At 51.2% G+C, this 25,022-nt stretch carries 16 protein-coding genes, 1 rRNA gene, 1 pseudogene and 1 other annotated feature; of the genes and pseudogenes, 12 read left to right on the forward strand and 6 right to left on the reverse strand.

What is annotated here, in order from left to right:
• The first annotated feature begins 20 nt into the window (after nt 1-20).
• The 3 genes from IAG03_RS07470 to IAG03_RS07480 all read left to right on the forward strand — a co-directional run bounded on the left by IAG03_RS07470 (nt 21) and on the right by IAG03_RS07480 (nt 3,790).
• Complete coding sequence (locus IAG03_RS07470) at nt 21-2,669, forward strand: calcium-translocating P-type ATPase, PMCA-type (RefSeq protein ID WP_249319497.1); 2,649 nt, start codon at nt 21-23, stop codon at nt 2,667-2,669.
• 81 nt (nt 2,670-2,750) lie between these two features.
• Entirely contained in the window at nt 2,751-3,014 is a 264-nt protein-coding gene (locus IAG03_RS07475) for a DUF6514 family protein (RefSeq protein ID WP_249319498.1), read from the forward strand.
• Between the two features lie 458 nt (nt 3,015-3,472).
• The gene (locus IAG03_RS07480) at nt 3,473-3,790 is read left to right on the forward strand and encodes a hypothetical protein (RefSeq protein WP_249319499.1); all 318 of its coding nucleotides are present in this window, start codon (nt 3,473-3,475) and stop codon (nt 3,788-3,790) included.
• Between the two features lie 562 nt (nt 3,791-4,352).
• On the opposite strand, the gene rrf is transcribed toward IAG03_RS07480, so the two are convergent.
• Nucleotides 4,353-4,469, reverse strand: a 5S ribosomal RNA gene (gene rrf, locus IAG03_RS07485).
• 549 nt (nt 4,470-5,018) lie between these two features.
• Here rrf and IAG03_RS07490 point away from each other — a divergent pair.
• Nucleotides 5,019-6,428: an NCS2 family permease gene (locus tag IAG03_RS07490; protein ID WP_249319500.1), complete on the forward strand. Its 1,410-nt coding sequence runs from the start codon at nt 5,019-5,021 to the stop codon at nt 6,426-6,428.
• A gap of 342 nt (nt 6,429-6,770) precedes the next feature.
• On the opposite strand, the gene IAG03_RS07495 is transcribed toward IAG03_RS07490, so the two are convergent.
• Complete coding sequence (locus IAG03_RS07495; RefSeq protein ID WP_249319501.1) at nt 6,771-9,302, reverse strand: AMP-binding protein; 2,532 nt, start codon at nt 9,300-9,302, stop codon at nt 6,771-6,773.
• 74 nt (nt 9,303-9,376) lie between these two features.
• Nucleotides 9,377-9,623: a binding site (T-box leader), on the reverse strand.
• Nucleotides 9,624-9,785: 162 nt separating this feature from the next.
• Between IAG03_RS07495 and IAG03_RS07500 the strand changes: the two genes are divergently transcribed.
• The gene (locus tag IAG03_RS07500; protein ID WP_249319502.1) at nt 9,786-10,196 is read left to right on the forward strand and encodes a PH domain-containing protein; all 411 of its coding nucleotides are present in this window, start codon (nt 9,786-9,788) and stop codon (nt 10,194-10,196) included.
• Nucleotides 10,197-10,249: 53 nt separating this feature from the next.
• Here IAG03_RS07500 and IAG03_RS07505 read toward each other — a convergent pair whose 3' ends face one another.
• The 3 genes from IAG03_RS07505 to gdhA form a co-directional block, all read right to left on the reverse strand.
• Nucleotides 10,250-10,759, reverse strand: a complete 510-nt coding sequence (locus tag IAG03_RS07505; RefSeq protein ID WP_249319503.1) for a hypothetical protein — start codon at nt 10,757-10,759, stop codon at nt 10,250-10,252.
• A gap of 60 nt (nt 10,760-10,819) precedes the next feature.
• Entirely contained in the window at nt 10,820-12,283 is a 1,464-nt protein-coding gene (locus IAG03_RS07510; protein ID WP_249319504.1) for a gluconokinase, read from the reverse strand.
• 89 nt (nt 12,284-12,372) lie between these two features.
• Nucleotides 12,373-13,704, reverse strand: a complete 1,332-nt coding sequence (gene gdhA / locus IAG03_RS07515) for an NADP-specific glutamate dehydrogenase (RefSeq protein ID WP_249319505.1) — start codon at nt 13,702-13,704, stop codon at nt 12,373-12,375.
• A gap of 359 nt (nt 13,705-14,063) precedes the next feature.
• On the opposite strand from gdhA, the gene glnA reads away from it, so the two are divergent.
• From glnA to IAG03_RS07550, 7 genes and pseudogenes are all read left to right on the forward strand, one after another.
• Nucleotides 14,064-15,395: a type I glutamate--ammonia ligase gene (gene glnA, locus IAG03_RS07520; protein ID WP_249319506.1), complete on the forward strand. Its 1,332-nt coding sequence runs from the start codon at nt 14,064-14,066 to the stop codon at nt 15,393-15,395.
• A gap of 122 nt (nt 15,396-15,517) precedes the next feature.
• Nucleotides 15,518-16,306: an SDR family NAD(P)-dependent oxidoreductase gene (locus tag IAG03_RS07525; RefSeq protein WP_249319507.1), complete on the forward strand. Its 789-nt coding sequence runs from the start codon at nt 15,518-15,520 to the stop codon at nt 16,304-16,306.
• A 46-nt stretch (nt 16,307-16,352) separates the two neighbouring features.
• Nucleotides 16,353-17,060: a phosphoribosylaminoimidazolesuccinocarboxamide synthase gene (gene purC, locus IAG03_RS07530; RefSeq protein WP_249319508.1), complete on the forward strand. Its 708-nt coding sequence runs from the start codon at nt 16,353-16,355 to the stop codon at nt 17,058-17,060.
• A gap of 144 nt (nt 17,061-17,204) precedes the next feature.
• A complete protein-coding gene (gene purB, locus IAG03_RS07535; protein ID WP_430472446.1) occupies nt 17,205-18,635 on the forward strand; it encodes an adenylosuccinate lyase in 1,431 nt (476 codons plus the stop codon).
• Between the two features lie 107 nt (nt 18,636-18,742).
• The gene (gene glmS, locus IAG03_RS07540; RefSeq protein ID WP_249319510.1) at nt 18,743-20,569 is read left to right on the forward strand and encodes a glutamine--fructose-6-phosphate transaminase (isomerizing); all 1,827 of its coding nucleotides are present in this window, start codon (nt 18,743-18,745) and stop codon (nt 20,567-20,569) included.
• Nucleotides 20,570-20,611: 42 nt separating this feature from the next.
• A complete protein-coding gene (gene guaA, locus IAG03_RS07545) occupies nt 20,612-21,841 on the forward strand; it encodes a glutamine-hydrolyzing GMP synthase (RefSeq protein WP_249319530.1) in 1,230 nt (409 codons plus the stop codon).
• Nucleotides 21,842-22,248: 407 nt separating this feature from the next.
• Nucleotides 22,249-23,439: pseudogene (locus IAG03_RS07550) on the forward strand (IS256 family transposase).
• A 227-nt stretch (nt 23,440-23,666) separates the two neighbouring features.
• Here IAG03_RS07550 and IAG03_RS07555 read toward each other — a convergent pair.
• Complete coding sequence (locus tag IAG03_RS07555) at nt 23,667-24,812, reverse strand: aldo/keto reductase (protein WP_249319511.1); 1,146 nt, start codon at nt 24,810-24,812, stop codon at nt 23,667-23,669.
• Between the last annotated feature and the right edge of the window lie 210 nt (nt 24,813-25,022).

The following is a 25,022-nucleotide window of genomic DNA, read 5'->3' on the forward strand; positions in this document are numbered from 1 at the left end:
ATGAAAAAGGAGTTGACGCGATGGACTGGCAGAGTCTGAAACAGGACGAAGTCCTGGAACGCTTAAGAACCGATGCGGTTTATGGAATTTCGGAATTGCAAGCGGAAAAGCGCAGGGCAGTGTATGGGGAAAACAAATTGATGGAAAAAAAGAAAAAGAACCTGTTTCTGCAGTTTTTGGCGCAGTTTTCCGATTTTATGGTGCTGATTCTGCTTGCCGCTGCTGCAATTTCGTTTGTGATTTCCTATTTAAACGCGGATCAGGATTATGTGGATTCCATCATTATTCTGGCCATCGTAGTTTTAAATGCCGTAATTGGCGTAATTCAGGAGAGCCGTGCAGAACATGCAATTGAGGCGCTCCGCAAGCTTTCCACGCCGCACGCCCGTGTGATCCGTTCCGGAAAAACGATGCAGATTCCGTCCGGAGCGGTTGTGCCGGGCGATATTGTGCTGTTAGAGACCGGCGATCTAGTTCCGGCTGATTTGCGTCTGTTGGAGGCAACGGATCTGACAGCGGAAGAATCGGCGTTAACCGGGGAATCGGTGTCGGTTGAAAAGAATGCGGATGTCCTTGTTTCGCCGGAAGCAGCACTGGGAGACCGGCAAAACATGTTGTTTTTTGGGAGCAGTGTTTCCGGCGGACGCGGAAAAGGCGTTGTTGTGGGGATCGGTATGGACACGCAGATGGGACATATCGCGGGGATGATCAATCGGGAGGAGACACCGCAGACGCCGCTGCAGAAACGGCTGGCGCAAACGGGAAAAATTTTGGGAATCGGGGCAATCGGAATCTGTGCGGTGATTTTTGTGTTGGGCCTGCTGCAAAAGACCGATCCGCTGGAAATGTTTATGATGTCCGTCAGCCTGGCGGTTGCTGCAATTCCAGAAGGACTTCCGGCAGTGGTGACGATCGTTTTGGCGGTTGGCGTGCGCCGGATGGCGGCCCATCATGCGATTGTCCGACGATTGCCGGCGGTGGAAACTTTAGGAAGCGCCAGCGTGATTTGTTCTGATAAAACGGGAACCCTGACGCAAAACCGTATGACCGTCACGGAGATTTGTACGCTGGAAGGCGTTCAAACCGGAGAAGTGGCGCAGGAACTCTTGCGGATGGCTGCACTCTGCAATAACTGTACTGTTGAAAATGGAAACGTGCGAGGCGAAGCGACGGAGGCCGCGCTTGTCAAGGCCTGTACGGTGTCCAAGATAGAGCTGGAGAAAAAATATCCGCGTATTCGGGAAATTGCCTTTTCTTCCAGACGAAAACGGATGACGACCATCCATCGTCTGAACAATGGGCGGTTCCTAATCCTTATGAAGGGCGCACCGGATGTTTTGATGCAATATTGCTCCGGGTGTCGTCAGGCAAACAGCGTCATTCCGATGGATGCAGGAGTACGGCTGAAGCTCAGCCGGAAAAATGAGGAAATGGCCGCCCGTGCGCTGCGCGTGCTGGGGGTCGCTTATCGGGAAACCGCGGCGCTTCCGCGGGATACCGCTGCTGCGGAGAGCGGACTGGTGTTTTACGGCTTTGTTGGAATGCAGGATCCGCCGCGTCCCAGAGTGGCGGATTCGGTTCACCTGTGTAAAAATGCCGGAATCCGCCCGGTTATGATTACCGGCGACCACAAAACGACGGCTGCCGCTGTTGCCAGAGAAATTGGGATTCTGGAGACAGACGGCGTTGTTTTAACAGGCGCGGAGCTGGATCGGATGGATGATCAGGCGATGCAGCAGGCAGTTACCCGCTGCCGGGTTTTTGCGCGCGTTTCTCCGGAGCACAAGGTGCGGATCGTAAAGGCTTATCAGGCATTAGGCGAAACGGTAGCCATGACGGGTGACGGCGTAAATGATGCACCGGCCTTGAAAACGGCCGACATTGGCTGCGCGATGGGCAGATCCGGAACGGAAGTTGCCAAAGCCGCGGCCGATCTAATTTTGACGGATGACGATTTTACAACCATCGTCTCTGCGGTCAGAGAGGGCAGAGGTATTTATGAAAATATCCGCAGAACGGTGCATTTCCTGCTTTCCTGTAATATTGGCGAAATTTTGACAGTCTTTGCTTCTGTTTTAATGCGGCTTCCGGCGCCGCTGCTGGCAATTCAGCTTCTCTGGGTGAATCTGGTTACCGATTCGCTTCCGGCTTTGGCGCTAGGCGTGGAGCCAATTGCAAAGGACGTGATGGAGCATCCGCCGGTGCGGCGGAAAGAAGGTCTGTTTTCCGGCGGACTCTGGTACAGCATTCTGATTGAGGGATGCTTGATTGGTGCGCTGTCACTGCTCGCCTATACGATCGGGCGCGTGTTTTTTGATTCGGATGCTTCGATGCCGGTGATTGGGCGGACAATGGCATTCGCGGTTCTCAGTTTGTCACAAGTTGCCCATACCTTTAATATGCGGTCGCTGAAGTCCATTGCACAAACAGGTCTGCTTTCAAAGTCAAAGCTTTTACCGGCAGCGGCAGTCTGTTTGTTGTTGCAGATTTCCGTGATCAGTATTCCCCCTCTGGCGGCGGTGTTTCGGACCGTGCCGCTTTCGGGAATGCAGTGGCTGATCATCTTGGCGCTGTCGGTTGTTCCGCTTGTAATGGTGGAATTGGAAAGGCGTATTCCGCATAACAGGCAAAAAGCTCCGGTAAAACAGATGAAAAAAAGTAAAAAATAATCACGTAGGTATTGAAAAATGATGAAAAAGCGTGTATGATAGAAACCAGAGAAAATTTTTCACGGGGAGTTTGTTAGAGGAATGAAACAGAGAATTGCAGAAACAAAAGGACTGACAGAACGGTTTTGCCTGCAATATGATGTTGTGGGTGACGAGGAGAACGGGTACGGAATCGAGATCACGTTGATCGAAGATGGCAACAAAACCACTGAGCGGTGTTCCGGTATCACCAATTGCTACTTTTATGCCAAAAAGCTAGCAAAGGAACTCGCGTCTGAAGCAGTATTTCCGGTTCATCTGGAAGATATCGTTCGGGATGTCATGTCCGACTGGAAGGTTTTTTGAGCGAAAGCGAGAGAAATCCAACAGGCGCCGGGGGTGTCTAAGACACAGAAAGCAGAATCCCTGTTTTTCGATCAAATCAAAATAGGGATTCTGCTCAGATGGCGTTAGCGGCGGCGTTTTGGACGGGAACGGCCTTGCCAGCTGCATGTCACTGCTGCGCTTTAAACATTTTACGATTCGGGATATGGCATTTCGAAATGGCAAACAGTATGGCCTGCGGATTGAGGAACGCGGCAGCCTGTGGACCTATGAGCTGGTTGCAACAAACTGCTACTTTAAATGCACAATGCCGGGACTTGGCGGAAATGCAGCGGTTAGTTCTCTGGGCGGGGACAGTCACTTTGTGGATTGTATCTGTGTAGATTGTACCGTTGGATTTGAACTTCTGGGAGGCGGGTCGAACCGCCTGACTCGCTGTCACGTGTGGGGGGCCGATTCCGCCGCGCAAAGAGGGCGAATTGCCGGAAATGCTGGTGCACTCTGTAAATTATCGAATCAACTGCAAAGATACGATTTTAACGGATTGCTATGCCGATACCGGCGAGACCGGATTTGAAATCAGCGCGGATACGCGCCTGATTGGATGCAGTTATTATAACAATTTTGTGTACGGTTTGGACAATGTGGTAGGGATTCAGCATTTTGATGGCCGTCTGACCGTATCGGACGGTTACTTCCGTCAGACGAGTCCGCATGCACAACTGTATGTTGGAAATGGGGAACATGTCATCTGGCGCGATAATATTCTGACCGGCGGATTGAAGCTGCCGGAATAACACGCGGAAAGGGCTATAGATGCAGGGCGTTTTGAGCCGCGCCCGCGCTGTATGCAGCTAGTAGCTGCTGGGAGACGGGGCAAATTTCCCCTGTAGGACTTGGAAATCTATCTTTTCCGGTTGTGCTTGATAAAAATAAACGCAGCGCGGCACCGGGTGAAGGGGTGCCGCGCTGCGTTGTTATATAGACGGATCGATGGTATTTTAGCGGAGATTGGGCGCTGTGCGTGAAGAGGATGCATTGCAATCAGATGCATTCCGAGCTTTGGCGCTTTCTCTATATAAGGCAAGACATACAACTACCACGTGTGAGCTAGGTTGCTGGGACCATACAAGCGACAAAAAGCAGGATGTGGTTTTGGCAGGCTGAAAGGCGTCCAAGAAAAAGCAAACATGCCGTCCAACCGTACGGTCGGGTTAATTGGGCAATGAAGAACGTAAAAATGAAAGAAGAACAGATCGGAGTCAGAACCGCGTTTGTTGTCAAACCATTCCCAAATCCAACTGTTCAAAAAATTTAGAAACAAAAAACAAAAAAACCGCCTTTAAAAGGCGGTTCATATGTTGGCATCTTCCTATTTTCCCAGGCCGTCACCAGCCAAGTATTTTCGGCACCAATGAGCTTAACTTCCGTGTTCGGGATGGGAACGGGTGGACCCTCATCGTCATCAACACCAACTGTTTTGCTGCCCTCGCGAGTCAGCTTCTATATATTATCATACCTTTTTTAAAAATGCAAGCCTTTTTTCAAAAAAAATAAAATTTTATTGTTCTTGTATTCTTTAAAGGAAAAGAACTCTTAAAATCAATTAAAAAGAACGTATAAAAATTCCTTCTTCTAAGGAAATGACCGCCGGTTCAGCGTGCTGTTCCCAATACCGGAACAGAGACATACAAAAATAGAAAACTGCCAATGAATGTGCGGGTTCGGTTTGCAGTGGGATGATGCAGCAATTGGCGGCTTTAGCGACTTCCCTAAAAAAACATGAAAAAATTTTGAATATTTCGGGTCGAAAGCAATTGAAAAATGCAATAAAATGTAATAAGATAAAAAAGGAAAATGTATGCACGATAAGAGAGAAATATCCCAGACGGTCTGTTGTTTTAGCGGTTCCAAATGGAATTGCTGGAATTTGCTTTTCAAACAAGCGGCGGCAGATCCCTGGGATGTGATTTTTTTGTCGTTGTATACGCAGGAGAGAAATATTAGAGAGGGGAACAGGTGTTCATGGAGAAGTTTTTTAAACTCAAAGAAAATGGCACAACCGTTCGCACAGAGTTCCGCGCAGGTCTGACAACATTCTTTGCAATGGTGTATATCCTGATGGTCAATGCGAACATGTTTGCCAATCCGTTTGGAGACGGAACAGAGGCTCTGGGCGTTTCCTACGGCGCAATTTATATTGCAACCGCAATTTCCGCAATTATCGGAACGATTTTGATCGGCTTGCTTGCCAATCTGCCGCTTGCACAGGCGAGTGGTATGGGACTCAATGCATTCTTCGTTTATACGGTTTGTGTTGGTTTCGGCCTTACGTACGCAAATGCATTGGTTCTGGTTTTGATTGACGGTATTGTCTTCATCCTTCTGACTGTTACCGGTCTGCGCAAAAAGATTTTCACGGCGATTCCGCAGGCTGTCCGCGTGGCAATTCCTGCTGGTATCGGCCTGTTTATCGCGTTCCTCGGTTTGCAGAATTCCGGAATTGTCATTCCGAGCACCTCGACAGGCGTTACGCTCGGTTCCTTCAACCTGCTTTCCGGTTCTTGGGGTGCAGTAATGCCGATGCTCGTGACGATTGCTGCGGTTCTGGCAATTGCCATTATGTCGAAGAGAAATGTTCGCGGCGCAGTCCTGTGGGGCATCCTCGGCGGCGCAGTTCTGTATTATTTGCTTGGATTGACGGTGCCGGAGTTTTATGCAAATCTTGGAATCGCGATGTCTCATCCGTTTGAGGCGTTTAAGGCATTTGGCACCGAAGCATTCGGCAAAGTCTTTACGGAAGGCTTTGACTTCTCTGTGTTTGCAGCAGAACATGGCGTTGCAAACTTGGTTTTGACGATCGTTACAACCGCACTGGCTTTCTGCATGGTCGATATGTTTGATACCATTGGTACGCTGTATGGTGCTTGCGCACGCGGCAACATGCTGACCGAAGAGGGTGAAGTTCCGCGTATGGATCGCGCGATGCTGGCGGACGCAATTGCGACCACAACCGGCGCAATCTGCGGTACTTCCACCGTTACGACGTTTGTAGAGTCTTCTGCAGGTGTTGCGGAAGGCGGCCGTACGGGCCTCTCCTCGATGTTCACGGCGGTATTCTTCTTTATTGCAATGTTCCTCAGTCCGATCGCACAGCTGATTCCCGGATGCGCAACCGCTGCGGCACTGGTTTATGTCGGCGTCCTGATGATGGGCTGCGTGAAAGAAATTGATTGGCATTCTGCGGATATTGCGGTTCCTGCGTTCCTTACAATGGCGCTCATGCCGTTTGCCTACAATATTTCCTACGGTATCGCGTTCGGTTTGATCTCCTATGTAGTGATTAAGCTGTTCACCGGCAAGGTAAAAGAAATTAAAGCTGGAACCTGGGTCATCACGCTGCTGTTCCTTGCCATGCTTTTCCTGACACACTAAGTTTCGATTTTATAAAGCGTTTTATACTCGAGGGTTTTATACAAAGACCGGTTTTCCATACACTGGAAAGCCGGTCTTTTGTTCGTATTATGGTTATGGCTTTAGCCAGTTGAGGACGGAAGGTCCGAAACAAACAACCACCCGCAATGCGGGGTACTGTCAAGAATTATGCGCAACTTATCTTAACTTATCTTCTATAACAGGACAGGGTTCGGATTCCATTACATAAATAAAAAGAATCTCAAAAAAAGCAGACACCTGGAGTTTTCCATGGTGTCTGCTTTTTTGAGGACTGTGGAAAAGACGCGCAACGGCCGATTGAAAAGAGAAAAGGAAAATGAATCAGGCGGTTTCGATGTTGCTTGCATCCTGCAAACGAAGCTTCTGTACGGCCTGTTCGCGCATTTTGTACTTCAGAATTTTACCGGCGGCATTCATCGGGAAGCTGTCGACAAAATCAATATAGCGCGGCGTTTTGTGCTTGGCCATGTGGGTGAGCACAAATTCCTTGAGCTCCTCTTCCGTCATGGTTTCACCGGGCTGAAGGATGACGCAAGCCATAATTTCTTCCCCATAATCTTTATCAGGGACGCCGATGACCTGAACGTCACGCACCTTCGGATGCGTGTAAATAAAGTCTTCAATCTCTTTCGGATAGATGTTTTCTCCACCGCGAATGATCATATCTTTAATCCGGCCGGTAATTTTGAAATATCCGTCTGCGTTTCGTCTTGCGAGATCGCCGCTGTGCAGCCAGCCGTCGGAATCAATCACAGCAGCGGTGGCTTCCGGCATTTTGTAATAGCCCTTCATGATGTTGTATCCACGCGCACAGAATTCGCCGTCAACACCGTCAGGCACTTCCTCTCCGGTCTCCGGATCGACAATTTTGCATTCCACGCCGAACAGATGCGCGCCGACTGTATTGACACGGACCTCAAGCGAATCGGTTGTTTTGGACATGGTGGTTGCAGGGGAGGCCTCTGTCTGCCCATAGGTGATGCAAATTTCCGACATGTGCATCTTATTGACGACATCCTCCATGACTTTTACCGGACAGGGACTTCCGGCCATAATTCCGGTGCGCATGTGGCTGAAATCTGTTTTTTCAAAGTCTGCATGCCCCAGCATCGCGATGAACATCGTCGGGACACCGTGGAAACAGGTGATTTTCTCCCGATTGATGCAGTCCAGGCCCTTTTTGGGTGAAAACGCCGGGATTGGCGACATGGTAACCCCGTGCGTCATAGAAGCGGTCATGGCGAGCACCATGCCGAAGCAGTGGAACATCGGAACCTGGATCATCATTTTATCCGCAGTGGAGAGATCCATGCAGTCGCCGATGGCTTTTCCGTTGTTGACCACATTGTAGTGCGTCAGCATAACGCCCTTCGGGAATCCGGTCGTTCCGGAGGTATACTGCATATTGCAGACGTCGTGCTTGTTGATTGCATTTGTCCTGCGGTAGACTTCTTCAACCGGGACGCGATCGGAGAGCGCCATGGCTTCTTCCCAAGTGTAGCAGCCCTTTTGCTGCGAGTCGCAGGTAATGATGTTGCGCAGGAAGGGCAAACGTTTGATGTGCAGCGGGTGCCCCTTTTCTGCGGTTTCGAGTTCGGGGCAAAGTTCCTTCATGATGGCAATATAGTCGGAATCCTTATATCCGTCAATCATCACGAGGGTATGCGTGTCGGATTGGCTGAGCAGATATTCTGCCTCGTGAATTTTATAGGCGGTGTTTACGGTGACCAGTACGGCACCGATTTTGGTTGTTGCCCAGAAGGTGATATACCACTGCGGAATATTGGTGGCCCAGATGGCCACATGATCGCCGGGCCGGACGCCCATTGCGATGAGCGAACGCGCAAAGGTATCAACATCATCGCGGAACTCCGAATAGGTCCGGGTGTAGTCGAGCGTAGTGTAACGGAACGCATATTGATCGGGGAATTCCTCTACCATTCGGTCGAGAACCTGCGGGAAGGTCAGATCAATCAGGTGTTCTTTCGGCCAGACGTATTTTCCGGTTTTCGTATTGTTGTCATAGAGGCGGCGAATCTCTTCGGATCCGTCCATATATTGCTGCATGTAACGGGCAAAGTGTGGAAATACAATTCCGGGATCGCTCAGATCCGGCGCATACCGTTTGAGCCATTCCAGGGAAATGTATCCCTCGTAGTTGATGGAACGGAGCGCCCGCATCATGGCGTCCATCGGCAAATCGCCTTCGCCCATGATCTTGTAGACCGTGTTACCGTTTTCAACGACGGAATCCTTGGCGTGCGTATATTTAATGTATGCACCGAGGTGCTGCACGGTTTCCTCCGGTGTTTCGCCGGCATACCGGTAAGGGTGATGCAAATCCCAGAGGGCGCCGATGTTGTCGCTTTCAATCTGATTGAGCAGCGCACGCAGACGCGCGGTGTCCGTATAAACGCCGTTGGTTTCCACCAGCAGGGTTACATTGTGCGCTTCCGCATAGGGAATAAGTGCTTTCAAGGCGCGGAGAACGACAGCGTCGTCAACGTCGCCTTCCGGCGCAGCGGTGCGGTCGCCGAGAATCCGGATATAGGGCGTGTGCAGCGCTTCCGCAAGGTCGATATAGGTGCGGAGTTCCTGCAAGGTTTCCTCTTGCCGGTCAGCGTATTTGAGCGCACATCCGGAAGAAAGGCAGGCAATCTCCAAGCGTTTCTTGTGCAGTTGTTCGATGGTTTTCGGCAGATTGTCCTTTTGGAACGGCTTTGCATTGATGGAGAAAATGTCATCTCCAAGCCCGCGCATCTCGATGCCGCTGAATCCAAAATCTTTTGCCATAGAGTAGATGTCCGTCCAGTCAAAATCCGGGCATCCTAAGGTTGAAAATGCCAATTTCATGTGTGGTTCCTCCCTTTTCAGTTTGAGATCTTCTGCCGGAGCGCAATAAAAAAGCTTCCGTCTCCGGCTGTTACGCAAGAGACGAAAGCAAAACTTCCGCGGTACCACTCTTCTTGACGCTTTTTTTCGCGCCCACTCACGGTATCCTGATGAATACCCTCCCGTGATAACGGCGGGAAACCCGTTCGCGCCTACTTAACAAAGCTTGCTGTTCAGCCGACTGCTCCAGGGGGAGATTTCGTCCTGTTCCGCACCGCGTCGCACCAACCCGCGGCTCTCTGTTGCTTCCGAAAGACGAAGAGTCCCTTTCATCGCATTTTTTGATACTATACCATATTTTTTTTGTTTTGTAAAGTGGAAAGCAGAAAACTTTTTTCTTGGACGATGCGATTGTGGAAAGAAAACGATCTTTCGGTCGAACATTGCATGTTGCGGATCCGTATGCTAAAATAAAAAAAACGGATCGAAAAAGAGGGTGTCGGAATGAAAAAGGATCGTGATGCAATCTTCACTTATTTATGGAAGGATCGGAAACGCATTCTGGGAATGCCGATTTCTTTTACAAAATATGCGCTGACCGAGGACCGGCTGTTTGAGAGAACCGGATTTCTCAATTTAAAGTATGAGGAAATTCTGCTTTACCGAATTCGCGATATCAGTCTGCGGCTTTCGCTGGGGCAGCGGCTATTCGGTGTCGGTACGATTATGGTCCATTCTTCGGATCAGAGCCGCCCGCACATGGAAATCAAACGGGTAAAACGGCCGATGGAAGTCAAAGAACTTCTCCACAAACAGGTGGAAGAGATGAAGCTTGCACGCAGAATGCGGGTCGGTGAAATTCTCGACGATGTGGATGTGGAGGAATCAGACGGGGACGATCCGTGCAGAGACTGAAATATGTAAAAAGTGCTGACGGCAGAATGCGGTCAGCACTTTTTGCTATTTTATTATGATGCAGCAAGGACACCGGAGAAGCCGATGAAAATCATCAGCAGGCAGAGAAAAATTGTAATGCCGCCCAAGATAATTCCCGCTTTGGTTTTAGCGGCGCGATGGCCTTTGGAAATCGAGACAATCCCGAAAATGACCGCAAGAATTCCAAAAATCAGAAGTTCGAGCCCCAAAAGACTGAATCCACTCGTTGCGTTACCGGAAGGAGATCCGGCCGCACGTTCTTGCAAATAAATGGTTGTAACCCCAAGGAAAAACACAAAGCTGTAAAAGGTACCGATGATCCCCAGAACCAGACTGGCAACGCCAAATCCCTTTCCCGGCATTTTTCTCTTATAGGTGTAAAAATAGGGGTAAGCGGAGGGTCGTCCGGCAGGATCATATGGAAAGGGAATCTGCAGGATCTCAGGCGGTTTTGCAGGAGCAAACGGATATCCGCAGACAGGGCATCCCTGTGCGGCGTTGGAAATCGGGTTTCCACATTGCGGGCAAAACAAAACGTCCATAACAGCGCCTCCTTTTACCGCCATCATACAGAATCCCAGACGCTTTGTCAATCGGTGATCTTAACGGAATACGCGAGCGCTTTTTGGCGAATCCGAGATCGGGGCGTACGTTTTCTGATATTCGGCGAGATACTCTGCGAAACGCGACCGGTAAAGCGCTTTTTTTGCAGAATCCGGAAATGCGGTTTTACCGGTTCCTGCAGAACGGAAGGTAAGATCGGAACATGCACCGCAGACCAGAAGTCCCAGACGGGCAGCGCCCAGCATAGAGGCCTGGTCGGTCTCCTGGATGGTCATCGGTTCGCCGAAGAGGTCACAGAGCATCTGTGCCCAAAGCGGAGACCGGATGATTCCGCCGGAAAGGAAGATTTGTTTCGGCGTGCCGCACAGGCCTTCCAAAATCGTATAGCATTGGTAAAGGCTCATCGAAATGCCTTCCAGAATGGCGCGATAGAGGGATCCGGTTCCATGGAATCCGTTTAAGCCGGTGAACGCGGCGGTTCGGCGGTCGTCCCATCCGGGACAGCGCTCTCCGAAGAGAAACGGCAAAAAAAGCGGAGGCGTTTCCTGCTCTTCGGTCACAAATTGTTCCAGCTCGGAAAAGGAAAATGCACCGCGCAGAACGGTTTTACGAAACCAGTCGATGCAGTTTGTGCAGTTCGAAACGGCGGCGCCGGCAAGCCAGGAACCGGGCGCATAATAACACCAGGTCCCGGCACTTTCTGATAAAGCCGGATGTGGAACGGTCATACGCATCGCGCCGCTCGTCCCGACGGAAAGCGTCATATTTCCCGGCTGCATTGCCCCCGCGCCGACCTGATTGAGTGCACCGTCCGGGTGCGCCGGAACAACGGGGATTCCGGCGGAGAGGCCGAGCAAGGATGCGGCAGCCGGCGTGAGCGGGCGGCAATCGGTATGACTGCAGAGTGCAGGCAGGTTCTCCCGATGCAGGCCGGCATTGTCCACAAGTTCAAAATCCCAGTCCAGGGTTTGCAGGTTTAAAAAACCCGTCCCCGAAGCCATGGAAACCGAGGAGAGAAATTCTCCGGTCAGCCGGTAAAATAAATAGCTTCCCTGGCCGGTCAGACGATCCTCTTTTTCGGGAAAAATTCCCTGATTCCGTAAATAGGCAAGCCGATAGGAGGGATAGGTCGCATTTGGCATACATCCGGTTCGCTGATACAGGCTGCGGGCTTTCTCCGGGTCGTTCCGAAGCTTGGCGGCGGTTTCTGCAGCGTCGGTATAGGCCCAGGTGTAAATGCGTGTTTTCGGATTTCCATCCTTTCCGCAGATCAGCATACTGTGCCAGATGCCGGACAGTGCAATGGCGTCGATTTTTTGCCCGCCGGCAATCTCTTTGCCGACAGAAAAAACGGCGTCGGCAACGCCATTGGCATCCTGTGTTTTGATATCACTGCAGGATGCGTCGTAAGGAACGGATTTTGTCGCAAGAATTCCTTTTTCTGCATCATAGAGCATCGCTTTTGCAGAAGTGGTGCTGGCTTCTAAAACAAGAACCTGCATGACGGATTCCTCCTCTTTTATTCCACATGGAAAAGACCCCCCGGCAGAAAAATTCTACCGGGGGGACGAAATGCGAAAAAGTCTGAAACTTAGACAATACCCTGTGCGAGCATGGTGTCTGCAACTTTCTTGAAGCCAGCGATGTTCGCGCCGGCAACCAGATTGTAGCCGAATCCATATTCTTCCGCAGCAGCGGTTGCGTTCTTGTGGATGTTTTCCATGATATCCTGCAGCCGTGCATCGACATCTTCGAATGTCCAGGAAAGACGCAGGCTGTTCTGGCTCATCTCAATTGCGGAGATCGCGACACCGCCTGCATTCGCAGCCTTTGCCGGTCCGAACGGGATCTTGTTCTTGAGGAAGACATCGGTAGCTTCCAGCGTGCTCGGCATGTTGGCGCCCTCTGCAACCAGCATGACGCCGTTCTTCACGAGCATTTCTGCATCAGCCTGGTCGAGTTCGTTCTGCGTTGCGCAGGGCAGCGCGATATCGCACGGTACGCTCCAGACGCCTTTGCCCTCGTGATATTCCGAATTCGGACGATACTTTTTGTACTCCGTGAGGCGCTGACGGTTTGCTTCTTTGATTTCCTTGATTGCAGCGATGTCAATTCCTTCTGCGTCATAGACCCAGCCGTTGGAATCGGACATGGTGACAACCTTTGCGCCGAGCTGCGTCGCTTTGACTGCAGCATAGATTGCAACATTGCCCGCGCCGGAAATGACAACGGTTTTGCCCTGGATGGTTTCTCCGAGGTGGCGGAGCATGGCGTTGACAAAATAGAGCAGACCATAGCCGGTTGCTTCCGTACGGACGAGAGAACCGCCGTAGGTCAGGCCTTTTCCGGTCAGAACGCTTTCGTAAGCGTTGCGGATGCGTTTATACTGGCCATAGAGGTAGCCGATTTCACGGCCGCCAACGCCGATATCACCAGCCGGAACGTCGGTGTCCGGTCCGATGTGGCGGAAGAGCTCTGTCATAAAACTCTGGCAGAAAGCCATGATTTCGCGGTCGGACTTGCCTTTCGGGTCAAAATCGGAGCCGCCCTTACCGCCGCCGATCGGCAGACCGGTCAGGGAGTTTTTCAGAATCTGCTCGAAGCCCAGGAATTTGATGATGCCGAGATTTACGGACGGATGGAGGCGCAGGCCGCCTTTGTACGGTCCGATTGCGGAGTTGAACTGTACACGGAATCCACGGTTGACATGGACCTTTCCGTTGTCGTCCACCCACGGAACACGGAAAATAATCTGACGCTCCGGTTCGGTGAGGCGCTCGAGAATACCGGCCGCTTCGTACTGCGGGTTCTTCTCGATGAAAGGCTCGAGTGTGGTCAGAACCTCTGTGACCGCCTGAATAAACTGCGGCTGGTCTGCATTTTTCTCTTTGACTTGTTCTAGTACATTGCTTACATAAGACATGATTACAAAACCCCCTATCAAACGGTTTCTAAAAACGATGTTGCAAATATTTTAGCATACATTTCATAGCATTACAATCTTTTTGTGCTGCATTTTTCAAAAAATTGCAATTTTGTTGATTTGAACATGCGGAAAAGGCGGATTTAATCAATTTTTGCACCGTTTTCTGCAAGAAAGTTAACCCGATGTTGCAAAATACAAAAAAAGAGACAGGAAAAGCGCCGGCAAAAAAACGGCCTGACAGAGAAAAAATTTGTGCAGACGCCCGAATACCAGACAGGCACGGGAAAATCATTGACAACCGCCTTGCGGATAGCATAAAATGTACTTATTACTTTGATTTTTAAGGGGGATTTCGGTTGGGCAAGTATACGAAAGAAGATATTATCCGGATTATTGAAGAAAAGGACGTTCGTTTTATCCGGCTTCAATTTACGGATATCTTCGGGACTCTCAAAAATGTTGCGATTACGTCAAGCCAAATCCGCAAGGCACTCGACAACAAGTGTATGTTCGACGGCTCATCCATCGAGGGCTTTGTCCGGATTGAAGAATCCGATATGTATTTACGCCCCGACCTTGATACTTTTGTGCTGTATCCCTGGCACCGCAGCCACGGGCATATTGCCCGCCTGATTTGCGATGTATATAAGCCGGACGGCACGCCGTTTGAAGGTGACCCACGCTATGTCCTGCGCAAAACGCTGCAGGAAGCGGCAGACATGGGCTTTACCTTTAATGTTGGCCCGGAATGCGAGTTTTTCCTGTTTAATAACGATGAATTCGGTCATCCCACGACGAATACCTATGATACGGCCGGCTACTTTGATCTCGGTCCGGTAGATGTCGGCGAGAAGATCCGGCGGGATATCTGTCTGAATCTGGAAGAGATGGGCTTCGAGATTGAAGCGAGCCACCATGAATGCGCCACCGCACAGCATGAAATCGACTTCAAATACAGCAAGGCGCTGGAATCCGCCGATAATATTATGACATTCAAGATGGCGGTAAAATCCATTGCACATGCGCATGGAATGTGTGCAACGTTTATGCCGAAACCGGTTTATGGCGTAGCGGGTTCCGGCATGCATATCAACATGTCCCTGTTCCAGAACGGTAAAAACGTATTTGCCGATCCGAACGGTGAGAACGGTCTGAGCGACATCGCACGCCATTTTATTGCAGGACTGATCCGGCACGTCAAGGGCTGCTGTGCGCTGACCAATCCGCTTGTCAACTCGTACAAACGTCTGGTGCCCGGATACGAAGCGCCGTGCTATATCGCCTGGACCTCCGCAAACCGGAGCGCGCTGATCCGTGTTCCGACCGCGCGCGGAGAAGGCACCCGCGTGGAACTGCGCAATCCGGATCCGTCCGGAAATCCGTATCTCCAGCTTGCGGTGCTGCTTGCGGCCGGTTTGGACGGCGTAAAGAACCAGCTTAAACCGCCGGCGGCTGTTTCGACCAATATTTATGATCTGAATCCGGTACAGCTGGCGGAAGCGGGAATTGAAAGTTTGCCTGCGGATCTGAAAGAGGCAGTTGTGGAAATGCAGAAGGATCCGCTGCTGCGGGAAGCGCTGGGCGATCATGTGTTCCAGAAATATATTGAGGCCAAAGAGAAAGAGTGGCAGCGTTTTGCGACGACGGTCACGCAGTGGGAATTGCAGGAATACCTCGGAAAATTCTAAAAGATGGACTCCGGACGGGAAAGAATGCGGGCTGCAAAGAGCCGGGAAAACCCGCTGATTTCCGGATCCGTGATAAGGAGTCTATTCTATATATTATATAATGAAAAGAGGGAGGCGCTGTTTTGGAACGAATTGTGGATAAGATCCGGCTTGACGGGAAGGTTGCGGTGATTACCGGCGGCCATTCCGGAATCGGCCGCGGCATCACGGAAGCATTTGCGCAGGCCGGTGCGGAAATTGCCATCGTTGGACGCCGGAAGACGATCGGAGAGGCTGTCGCCCAGCAAGTTTCTGCGGCGTATGGCAACCGGGTGCGCTTTATACAGGCGGATATCACAAAGCCGGAGGATCGAACCCGTCTGGTGGAGGACGTGCTGCAGATATTCGGAAAAATTGACATTTTGGTCAATGATGCCGGGAAAACAATTCAGAGTAAAGCGGAGGAAGTCACATACGAGCAGTGGAGAAGCATAATGGATCTCAATCTCGACGCGCTCTTTTTCCTCTCGCAGGAAGTCGGAAAGGTGATGATCCGCCAGGGCGGCGGCAATATTGTCAATATTTCTTCGAATTCCGATAATCTGGTTATGACACCGCAGTGTCAGGCGGGATACAATGCCAGCAAAGCCGGCGTCGATATGGTGACAAAATGCCTCGCCTATGAATGGGCGCCGTATCATATCCGGGTCAACGCAATTGCGCCGGGATATGTGCAGAGCGATATTCTGCCGGAAGGCGTACGTCCTTCAGACGGTAAGCCGTTCTGCGAGGTCTGGAAAGAAATGATTCCGCTTGGCCGGTTTGCAAAGCCGGAAGAGATTGGCGCAATGGCGCTTTACATCGCATCCGATATGTCCCCGTTCCTCACGGGCTCTGTGCTCTTGATTGACGGCGGATATTCCTTGACATAAAGAAGTCCGAAAATATTCTGTGGGAAGAAAAACGGAGGAAGCAAACATGCAAAAAACGGAACAGCTGTACGAAGGAAAAGCAAAGAAAGTATTCGCAACGGAAGACCCGGCGTATTGCATTGTCTCTTATAAAGATGACGCAACGGCTTTTAACGGCCTGAAAAAGGGAACAATTGCCGGAAAAGGTGTCGTGAACAACCGGATGTCGAATTTCATGTTCCAGCTTCTGGAGAAAAACGGCATCAAGACCCATTATGTCGAGGAGCTCAATGACCGGGAGACACTGGTGCGGCGCGTGAAGATCGTTCCGCTGGAGGTGATCGTCCGGAATAAGGCGGCCGGAAGCCTCTCGAAGCGTCTGGGACTGCCGGAGGGTACGCCGATGAAGACACCGGTCCTGGAATTCTGCTACAAGAATGACGATTTGGGCGATCCGATTGTCAATGAATATCATATTCTCGCAGCGGAGCTTGCCACAAAGGAAGAAGTGGAGACCATTTCGGCGATGGCGCTCAAAATTAACGAGCTGATGTGTGAATTCTTCCGCTCGGTCAATGTGGATTTGATCGATTTTAAGCTGGAATTCGGCCGCTGTGCCGATGGCACGATTGTCCTGGCAGATGAAATTTCTCCGGATACCTGCCGATTCTGGGATATTCATACACAGGAAAAACTGGATAAGGACCGCTTCCGCCGCGATATGGGCGGTGTGGAAGAGGCCTATGAGGAAATGATGAAGCGGATCGGCCTGTAACCGGTCCGGTCTTGAGGCGCGGAGAAAGCTTTTCTCCGGGCCTCATTTTTGCGCATACCGGCTGTAGAAAACGAAGTTTTGGAAAGGAGGGCTGGCACCGGCGTCTGTTCTGGGTTCTGACAAAAAACGCCGTGCCGTCTGATGATGAAAGAAGTTTATGAATCCCCGTTGTCGTCACGTTATGCGGATCGCGAAATGAAATATCTGTTTTCTCCGGATATGAAATTCCGGACCTGGAGAAAGCTTTGGATTGCGCTGGCAGAGGCAGAACACGAATTGGGACTTCCGGTTTCCGAAGAACAAATTGCGGAACTGAAGGCGCACGCGGACGACATCAATTATGAGGAAGCGCAGGCGCGGGAACGCATTGTCCGCCATGATGTGATGAGCCATGTGTACGCGTATGGCCTGCAATGCCCGAAAGCAGCGCCGATTATTCATCTTGGTGCAACCTCCTGCTATGTCGGAGACAACACAGACCTGATTATTATGACGGAGGCGCTCCGGGTTGTCCGCAGAAAACTGGCGCTGCTCATTCAGAATCTTTCCGAATTTGCGCAGAAATACAAGGATCTGCCGACTCTTGGTTTTACGCATTTTCAGCCGGCGCAACCGACAACGGTCGGAAAGCGCGCAACCCTCTGGATGCAGGAATTCCTGATGGATTTAGAGGATGTAGAATACCGGATCAGCAAGATGAAGCTCCTCGGCAGCAAGGGGACAACCGGTACGCAGGCAAGCTTTTTAGAACTGTTTGACGGCGATCATGAGAAAGTAAAGGAACTCGACCGGCGAATTGCGCGTAAAATGGGATATGCGGCCTGCTATCCGGTTTCCGGCCAGACGTATTCCCGCAAAGTTGACAGTGCGGTGCTCGGTGTGCTCAGCGGCATTGCGCAGAGTGCTTCGAAATTCTCGAATGATATCCGTCTTTTGCAGCATCTCAAGGAAATCGAAGAACCATTTGAAAAAACACAGATCGGCTCTTCGGCGATGGCCTATAAACGGAATCCCATGCGCAGCGAACGGATTGCGTCGCTCTCGCGGTACATTATTACCGACAGCCTCAATCCTGCCATTACCTCGGCAACGCAGTGGTTTGAGCGTACGCTGGATGACTCCGCAAACAAACGGATCAGCGTGCCGGAGGCGTTCCTCGCGACGGATGCCGTGCTCAATCTCTGCATCAATGTGGCGGATGGACTGGTGGTTTACCCGAAAGTGATCCGGCAGCGCCTGATGCGGGAGCTGCCGTTTATGGCGACGGAAAACATCCTGATGGATGCGGTCAAACGCGGCGGCAACCGACAGGAACTGCACGAGCGAATCCGCGTCCATTCTATGGAAGCGGGTCGGATTGTAAAAGAAGAAGGCGGCGAAAACGATCTGATTCAGAGAATTGCATCGGATCCGGCCTTCGGCGTTACGGAAGCGGATCTCAGCGACGTGCTGCGGCCGGAACGCTATGTCGGACGCGCGCCGGAGCAGACACAGGAATTTCTCGATGAAGTGGTACGGCCCAAGCTTGCGGAAATGGACGTGCGCGCAGAAGATGCCGCAGAGATCACAATTTAAAATGGTTCGGAATTGAAATTTTACAAAATTTGATGTATGATAAAACATGGTATTCTCTGTAAAAGGGAATACCATGTTTGGCCTTTTTGAAAGGAGGGCTTGCTAGAATGTGTGGAATAGTCGGTTATATTGGATATGAAGAGGCCGCGCCTCTCTTGATCCGCGGACTTCAAAAACTGGAATACCGGGGTTATGACTCGGCCGGTGTGGCGGTTTATGACGGAACGGCTGTCCAGGTTGTCAAAACCAAGGGACGTCTTCAGGTGCTGAAAGACCTGACGCAGGACGGCGCAACGCTGCCCGGAACGGTTGGCATCGGACATACACGGTGGGCGACGCACGGCGCACCGTCGGATATCAATTCCCATCCGCAGGTAAGCGGTTCGGGAAGATTTGCTGTGGTACACAATGGAATTATTGAAAACTATATGGAACTCAAAACGTTCCTGATGAAAAACGGTGTCCACTTTGCATCGGAAACCGATACGGAAGTAGTTGCGCAGCTGATAGATTACTACTACCACGGAGATGTATTGGATGCCATCGTCAAAACGATCGCTAAGGTAAAGGGATCCTATGCGCTGGGGATTATCTGTGAAGAAAATCCGGATCGGCTTTATGCTGTGCGCAAAGACAGCCCGCTGATTGTCGGACTGGGAGAAGGAGAGAACTTTATCGCTTCGGATATTCCGGCAATTTTGAGCAAAACACGGGATATTTACCGCCTTGGCGACAATGAAATCGCGGTTTTGTCGCGCAGCGACGTCCGCGTATATAACCAGAATAAGGAACAGGTAGAAAAAGAGCCGGTTCACATTGACTGGGATGTCTCGGCGGCTGAAAAAGGCGGTTATGAGCATTTCATGTTCAAGGAGATTATGGAACAGCCGAAAGCGGTGCACGACACCATTGCCCCGCGGATCCGGGATGGCAAAATTGTGCTTGACAGCATTTCCCTGACCGCAGAGGATGTCCAAAAGATTCGCCGGATCTGCATTTTGGCCTGCGGCTCTGCGTGGCATGTCGGGATGGTTGCCAAATATATTCTCGAGGAACTGACCCGCATTCCGGTAGAAGTGGATATCGCCTCAGAGTTCCGCTATCGCAATCCGATTGTCGACTCAAGTACGCTCGTCCTGGTGATCAGCCAGTCCGGCGAAACAGCAGACACCCTTGCCGCGATGCGGGAAGCCAAACGGCTTGGCGCGCGGACGCTCTCGATTGTCAATGTTGTGGGCAGTTCGATTGCCAACGACTCCGACGACGTGATCTATACCTGGGCAGGGCCGGAGATCGCGGTTGCAACCACTAAAGCCTACAGCACACAGCTGGCGGTGGTCTATCTGATTTCCATTTATCTTGCCGAAAAACTTGGGACCGTTTCGCAGGCAGAGTATGATGGCTATGTACAGGCGCTGCTGAAACTTCCGGATCAGATTGAAAAGACGCTGGAGAATAAAGAGAAAATCCAGTATTTTGCGTCGCAGTGCTTTAATGCAAAGGATATTTTCTTTATCGGTCGGAATCTCGACTATGCGATGTCGCTGGAGGGCTCTCTCAAACTCAAGGAGATTTCCTATATCCATTCGGAGGCGTATGCTGCGGGAGAACTCAAGCACGGAACGATTTCCCTCATCGAAGACGGAACGCTGGTGGTTGCGCTTGCGACCTACCAGAAGCTCTATGAAAAAATGATGAGCAATGTCAAAGAGGTCAAAGCGCGCGGAGCGGTAGTTTTGGGCCTGACAACGGAAGGAAACACGGAATTTGAAAAGCAGACGGATTATGTCATTAAGGTTCCGGAAGTTTGCGAGATGATGATGCCTTCACTTGCAGTGGTGCCGCTACAGCTGTTTGCCTATTACATTGCCTCTATGAAGGGTTGCGATATTGATAAACCCCGGAACCTGGCAAAGTCGGTTACGGTGGAATAAACGTGGAAACGGACAAACAAAGGAAGGATGAAAAGGGGCATGATTAAAAACGAAAAGGTTTTGGTTTTGGACCTCGGCGGCTGCAATAGTCAGCTGGTTGCACGCCGTGTTCGAAACTGCGGCGTGTATTGTCACGTCAAACCGTTCGCAGCGTTTTCTCCAGAAGAAGTAGCGGCCGGATATCGGGGGATTCTGGTCACGCGTGAGGGGGAAAGCGGCGCGGATGTCGCGGCGGCGGGGCTTCCGGTTCTGAATGTGGAAGCCTGCGGTGAAGATGATGTTGCGCTCAAGGCGTTCCTGTTCGAGACCTGCGGATGCAGCGGGACCTGGGAAATGGCGGCATTCGTGGAAGAAGCTGTTGAGGAAATCCGCAAGCAGACCGGTGGAAAAAAGGTGCTTTGCGCGCTTTCCGGCGGTGTGGATTCTGCAGTTTCAGCCTTGCTGGTACACAAGGCAATTGGGAAAAATCTCACCTGTATTTTTGTCAATCACGGTCTGATGCGCAAAGATGAGCCGGAAATGGTCGAGCGCGTGTTCCGGAAGGAATATGACATCAATTTGATTTGCATTGATGCAGTGGATCGTTTCCTCGATAAACTTGCAGGGGTGACAGATCCGGAACGCAAACGGAAAATTATCGGCGAAGAATTTATCCACGTTTTTGAAGAAGAAGCCAAGAAACTCGGACAGATCGATTATCTGTGCCAGGGAACGATTTACCCGGATATTCTGGAAAGCGGCATTGGCGGCGCGGCGGTGAAGAGTCACCATAATGTCGGCGGCCTGCCGGAGAACATCGGTTTTACCGGCTTGGTTGAGCCGCTGCGGGATTTGTTTAAGGACGAAGTCCGTAAAGTGGGTCTGGAGCTCGGTTTGCCGGAATCCATGGTTTGGCGTCAGCCGTTCCCCGGGCCAGGGCTTGGTGTTCGGGTTGTCGGCGCGATTACACGGGAAAAGCTGCATATGGTACGGGAAGCGGATGCCATTCTGCGCGAGGAAATTGCGAAAGCTGGTCTGGATAAAGAAATCAACCAGTACTTTGCAGTCATTCCGGGAATCCGCAGCGTCGGCGTCAAAGGCGGCAGAACCTACGAAGAGACGATTGCATTGCGCGCAGTTGTCACGAAAGATTTCATGTCCGCAGAGTGGGCGCGGATTCCCTTTGAAATCCTCGCAACCATTTCCTCCCGCATTGTTGCAGAGGTTCCCGGCGTCAACCGCGTAGTGTACGACATCACCAGCAAGCCGCCGGCGACGATTGAATACGAATAATTTGAAATGCTTTAAGAATCCCAGTGTTTATGCGGGTTTGCGGCACTTCAAGAAGTCTTTTGATAACAAATTAATAACGGTTGCATGAGAGCCATTATTCTTATAATCCAGTGGCTTTCGGATTAGAGAATGATTGACAGGCGGCCCAGCAACAAAGAAATCCATATTATAAACGAAGCCCTTAGCTGTGGGTATAAAAAACGCATAGCTAAGGGCTTTTTGTCGTCTTTATTTATCTGGTTTGAGCTGGTCTTGGAACGTTTCGACCAGAGCGTGATAAGGTAAGATAAGTTGCGGATAAGGTAAGATAAGCTGCGCAAATTGAAACGAGGATAAAAGAAGACATCGCTTGCAGGCTCTGGTAGAATGAAGTTACCACACAAACATTCGAAAGGAGACAGCAAACGATGTCCGAGAACATTGTACAGCTGAATGAGGAAGTAATCAAGGGTCAGATCAAGAAATTGGTCCGAAGCAGCGTGGAAGAAACCCTGAACGAGCTGCTGGAAAAGGAGGCGGAGTCTCTGACGCAGGCGGCCCGCTGCGAGCGCAGCGGGGCCCGTCAGGGTTATCGCAGCGGCCACTATGACCGGAACCTCACCACGACCTCCGGCGATGTCACGCTCCATATGCCGCGACTCAAGGGCGTGTCCTTCGAGACGGCCATCATCGAGCGGTATCGCCGCCGGGAGAGCAGCGTGGAGGAGGCTCTCATCGAGATGTACCTGGCAGACGTTTCCGTGCGCCGTGTGGAGGACATCACCGAAGCCATGCGGGACAGCAAGGTCTCGCTCGCTGCCGTCAGCGAGCTGAACAAGAAAGCCTACGTCTACATTGAGGACTGGCGGAACCGTCCTTTGCAGGGCGGACGGTATCCGTATGTCTACGTAGATGGTATTTACCTGCGCCGCAACTGGGGCTGAGAATACGAAAATGTCGCCATTCCGGCGGCGATTGCCGTGAATGAGGACGGGTTCCGTGAGGTTCCGGGCGCTGCCGAGGGGATGAAAGAGAACAAGGCCAGCTGGGTCAGCTTCTTCCAGCGGCTGCGCGGGCGGGGTCTAGACGGCGTAAAGCTCATCGTCGGCGGCAAGTGCATGGGGATACTGGAGGCCGTGGGCGAAGTATTCCCAGATGCCAAATACCAGCGCTGCACCGTGCATTTCTACCGCAATGTTTTCTCTGTTGTGCCAAAATCAAAGGTCAAAATTGCAGCGAAACTGCTCAAGGCGATCCACGCGCAGGAGAGCAAAAAAGCCTCCCGCGAGAAGGCAAGAGCTGTCGTTGCCGAGCTGAGAGCGATGAAGCTGAAGGAGGCTGCCAAGAAGGTCGAGGACGGCATCGAGGAAACGCTGACCTACTGTGATTTTCCCAGCGAGCACTGGACGCGTATCCGCACCAACAATGCGATCGAGCGGCTGAACCGTGAGATCCGCCGCAGGACGCGTGTGGTGGGAACGTTCCCCGATGGGAACTCTGCGCTAATGCTACTCTGTGCAAGGCTGCGTCATGTGGCGGGAACACAGCGGGGCAACAAGAAGTACATGAATATGAAGCATCTGGAGGCGGCTTTGAACGACGTCCCTATTGCCGGCTGACTTCATTCAGCCGGAGTCTGCAAATAAATTTGCGCATAATTCTTGACAGTACCCAGACAATAGGGTGGCGGTTGTAAGGTAATTGAAGATGCAAACGGCGTGATGTTTATGTTCACACCGAATGGTATTGGAGGGCGTATTGCTTTTCCAAGCGAGTTCCTTTATCGGCCTTTTTTATTGGCCTTTCCGATAAAGAAATGCGCGGCGTGATTCTCGTTCGCCGCTTTTTAGCATCCGAAGAGTTCAGCGGCTTTCTTCATTCGCTCCGCAATGGACACACCAAACGGGCAGCGAGGTTCGCAGGCCCGGCATCCAATGCATTCGGACGCGGTATGCGCCAAGGATTCATAATGAGACTGTACGGTGGCGGGAACTTCCGGCTGCATGGTTGCGAGATCATAGAACTGATTGATCATGGCGATATCGAGTTGTGCGGCACAGGGTTTGCAGTGTCCGCAGTATGTGCACTCTCCGCGGTAAGCGTGAAAGGGTGCGTCCGAGAGAACAGATGCATAATCTTTTTCCGCTTCGGAGGCATTTTCATAGGCCACCGCCTGATCTACCTGTTCTTTGGTGTCATAGCCGCACAGAATTGCACTTACTGCCGGACGGGTCAGGGCATAATGGATACACTGCACTGGAGTCAGACTTGCTCCAAAAGGAGAACGCTTCGCATCGAACAATCTGCCTCCGGCGAATCCTTTCATAACGGTGATTCCAACGTCATTCTGCTCACAGATGCGGTACAGTTTCGCGCGGTCGGCGTCGATTCCGCTCAGTCCTGCGTCAAATTCTTCTGCGAACATCGTGTCGATATCCTCGCTGGCGGGCAGCATATCAAATGCCGGATTGATACTAAAAAGAATCATCTCCACATAACCGGATTCTGCCGCCTTGATAGCGACTTTTGGATTGTGAGAACTCATCCCGATATGCCGAATGACGCCGCGGCTTTTTAATTCCATGATGTAGTCCAGATATGCGGAGTGTTGGATCTGCTCCCATTCTTTCTCGGAATCCACATAATGAATCATGCCCAGATCGATATAGTCCGTCTGCAAACGCTTCAGAAGATCTTCAAAAGCAGGACGAACGTCGTTTAGGTCTCTCGTCCGGAAGTATTGCCCATCCTTCCATGTGGAGCCGATATGTCCCTGAATGTACCACTGGCTGCGGTTCTCTTTGATGCCTTCTCCAATGATCTCTCTGGATTTCGGATCGGGCATCCAGCAATCTAAAATGTTGATTCCCTGTGCAGATGCGTAGCGGATCAGGTCGATGCCATCCGCTTTCGGGTGACGTTCCAGCCACTCTCCGCCGAATCCAATCTCACTGATCTGCAGCTCGGTTTTTCCCAATCTTCTGAATTTCATCTTTTTTCCCCCTTTGTAGCGTTCGGTTTGCGCATCGAAGCGGGTTTGCGCAGCGAGACGACAATATCCTGCCCCGACAAGTTTCGGTGGATAATCTGTCTGACTACATACCACGCGATTACAATAAGAATCGTAAGAACAGCCACAGCGGAGTAAACCACTGCGGCTGTTCATTGTTTTATGGACAACCACCTTTGCCTGCAGCAATTT

The organism is Yeguia hominis (genome assembly GCF_014384705.1).
In the GTDB taxonomy this organism is placed as follows: Bacteria; Bacillota; Clostridia; order Oscillospirales; family Acutalibacteraceae; genus Yeguia; species Yeguia hominis.

Bases quoted from the DNA above. Each gene is read 5' to 3' on its own strand.
- IAG03_RS07470 (WP_249319497.1), top strand. From the start codon at position 21: ATGGACTGGCAGAGTCTGAAACAGGACGAAGTCCTGGAACGCTTAAGA.
- IAG03_RS07490 (WP_249319500.1), top strand. From the start codon at position 5,019: ATGGAGAAGTTTTTTAAACTCAAAGAAAATGGCACAACCGTTCGCACA.
- IAG03_RS07500 (WP_249319502.1), top strand. From the start codon at position 9,786: ATGAAAAAGGATCGTGATGCAATCTTCACTTATTTATGGAAGGATCGG.
- IAG03_RS07555 (WP_249319511.1), bottom strand. From the start codon at position 24,812: ATGAAATTCAGAAGATTGGGAAAAACCGAGCTGCAGATCAGTGAGATT.
- IAG03_RS07475 (WP_249319498.1), top strand. From the start codon at position 2,751: ATGAAACAGAGAATTGCAGAAACAAAAGGACTGACAGAACGGTTTTGC.
- glmS (WP_249319510.1), top strand. From the start codon at position 18,743: ATGTGTGGAATAGTCGGTTATATTGGATATGAAGAGGCCGCGCCTCTC.
- IAG03_RS07495 (WP_249319501.1), bottom strand. From the start codon at position 9,302: ATGAAATTGGCATTTTCAACCTTAGGATGCCCGGATTTTGACTGGACG.
- IAG03_RS07510 (WP_249319504.1), bottom strand. From the start codon at position 12,283: ATGCAGGTTCTTGTTTTAGAAGCCAGCACCACTTCTGCAAAAGCGATG.
- purC (WP_249319508.1), top strand. From the start codon at position 16,353: ATGCAAAAAACGGAACAGCTGTACGAAGGAAAAGCAAAGAAAGTATTC.
- purB (WP_430472446.1), top strand. From the start codon at position 17,205: ATGAAAGAAGTTTATGAATCCCCGTTGTCGTCACGTTATGCGGATCGC.
- gdhA (WP_249319505.1), bottom strand. From the start codon at position 13,704: ATGTCTTATGTAAGCAATGTACTAGAACAAGTCAAAGAGAAAAATGCA.
- IAG03_RS07505 (WP_249319503.1), bottom strand. From the start codon at position 10,759: ATGGACGTTTTGTTTTGCCCGCAATGTGGAAACCCGATTTCCAACGCC.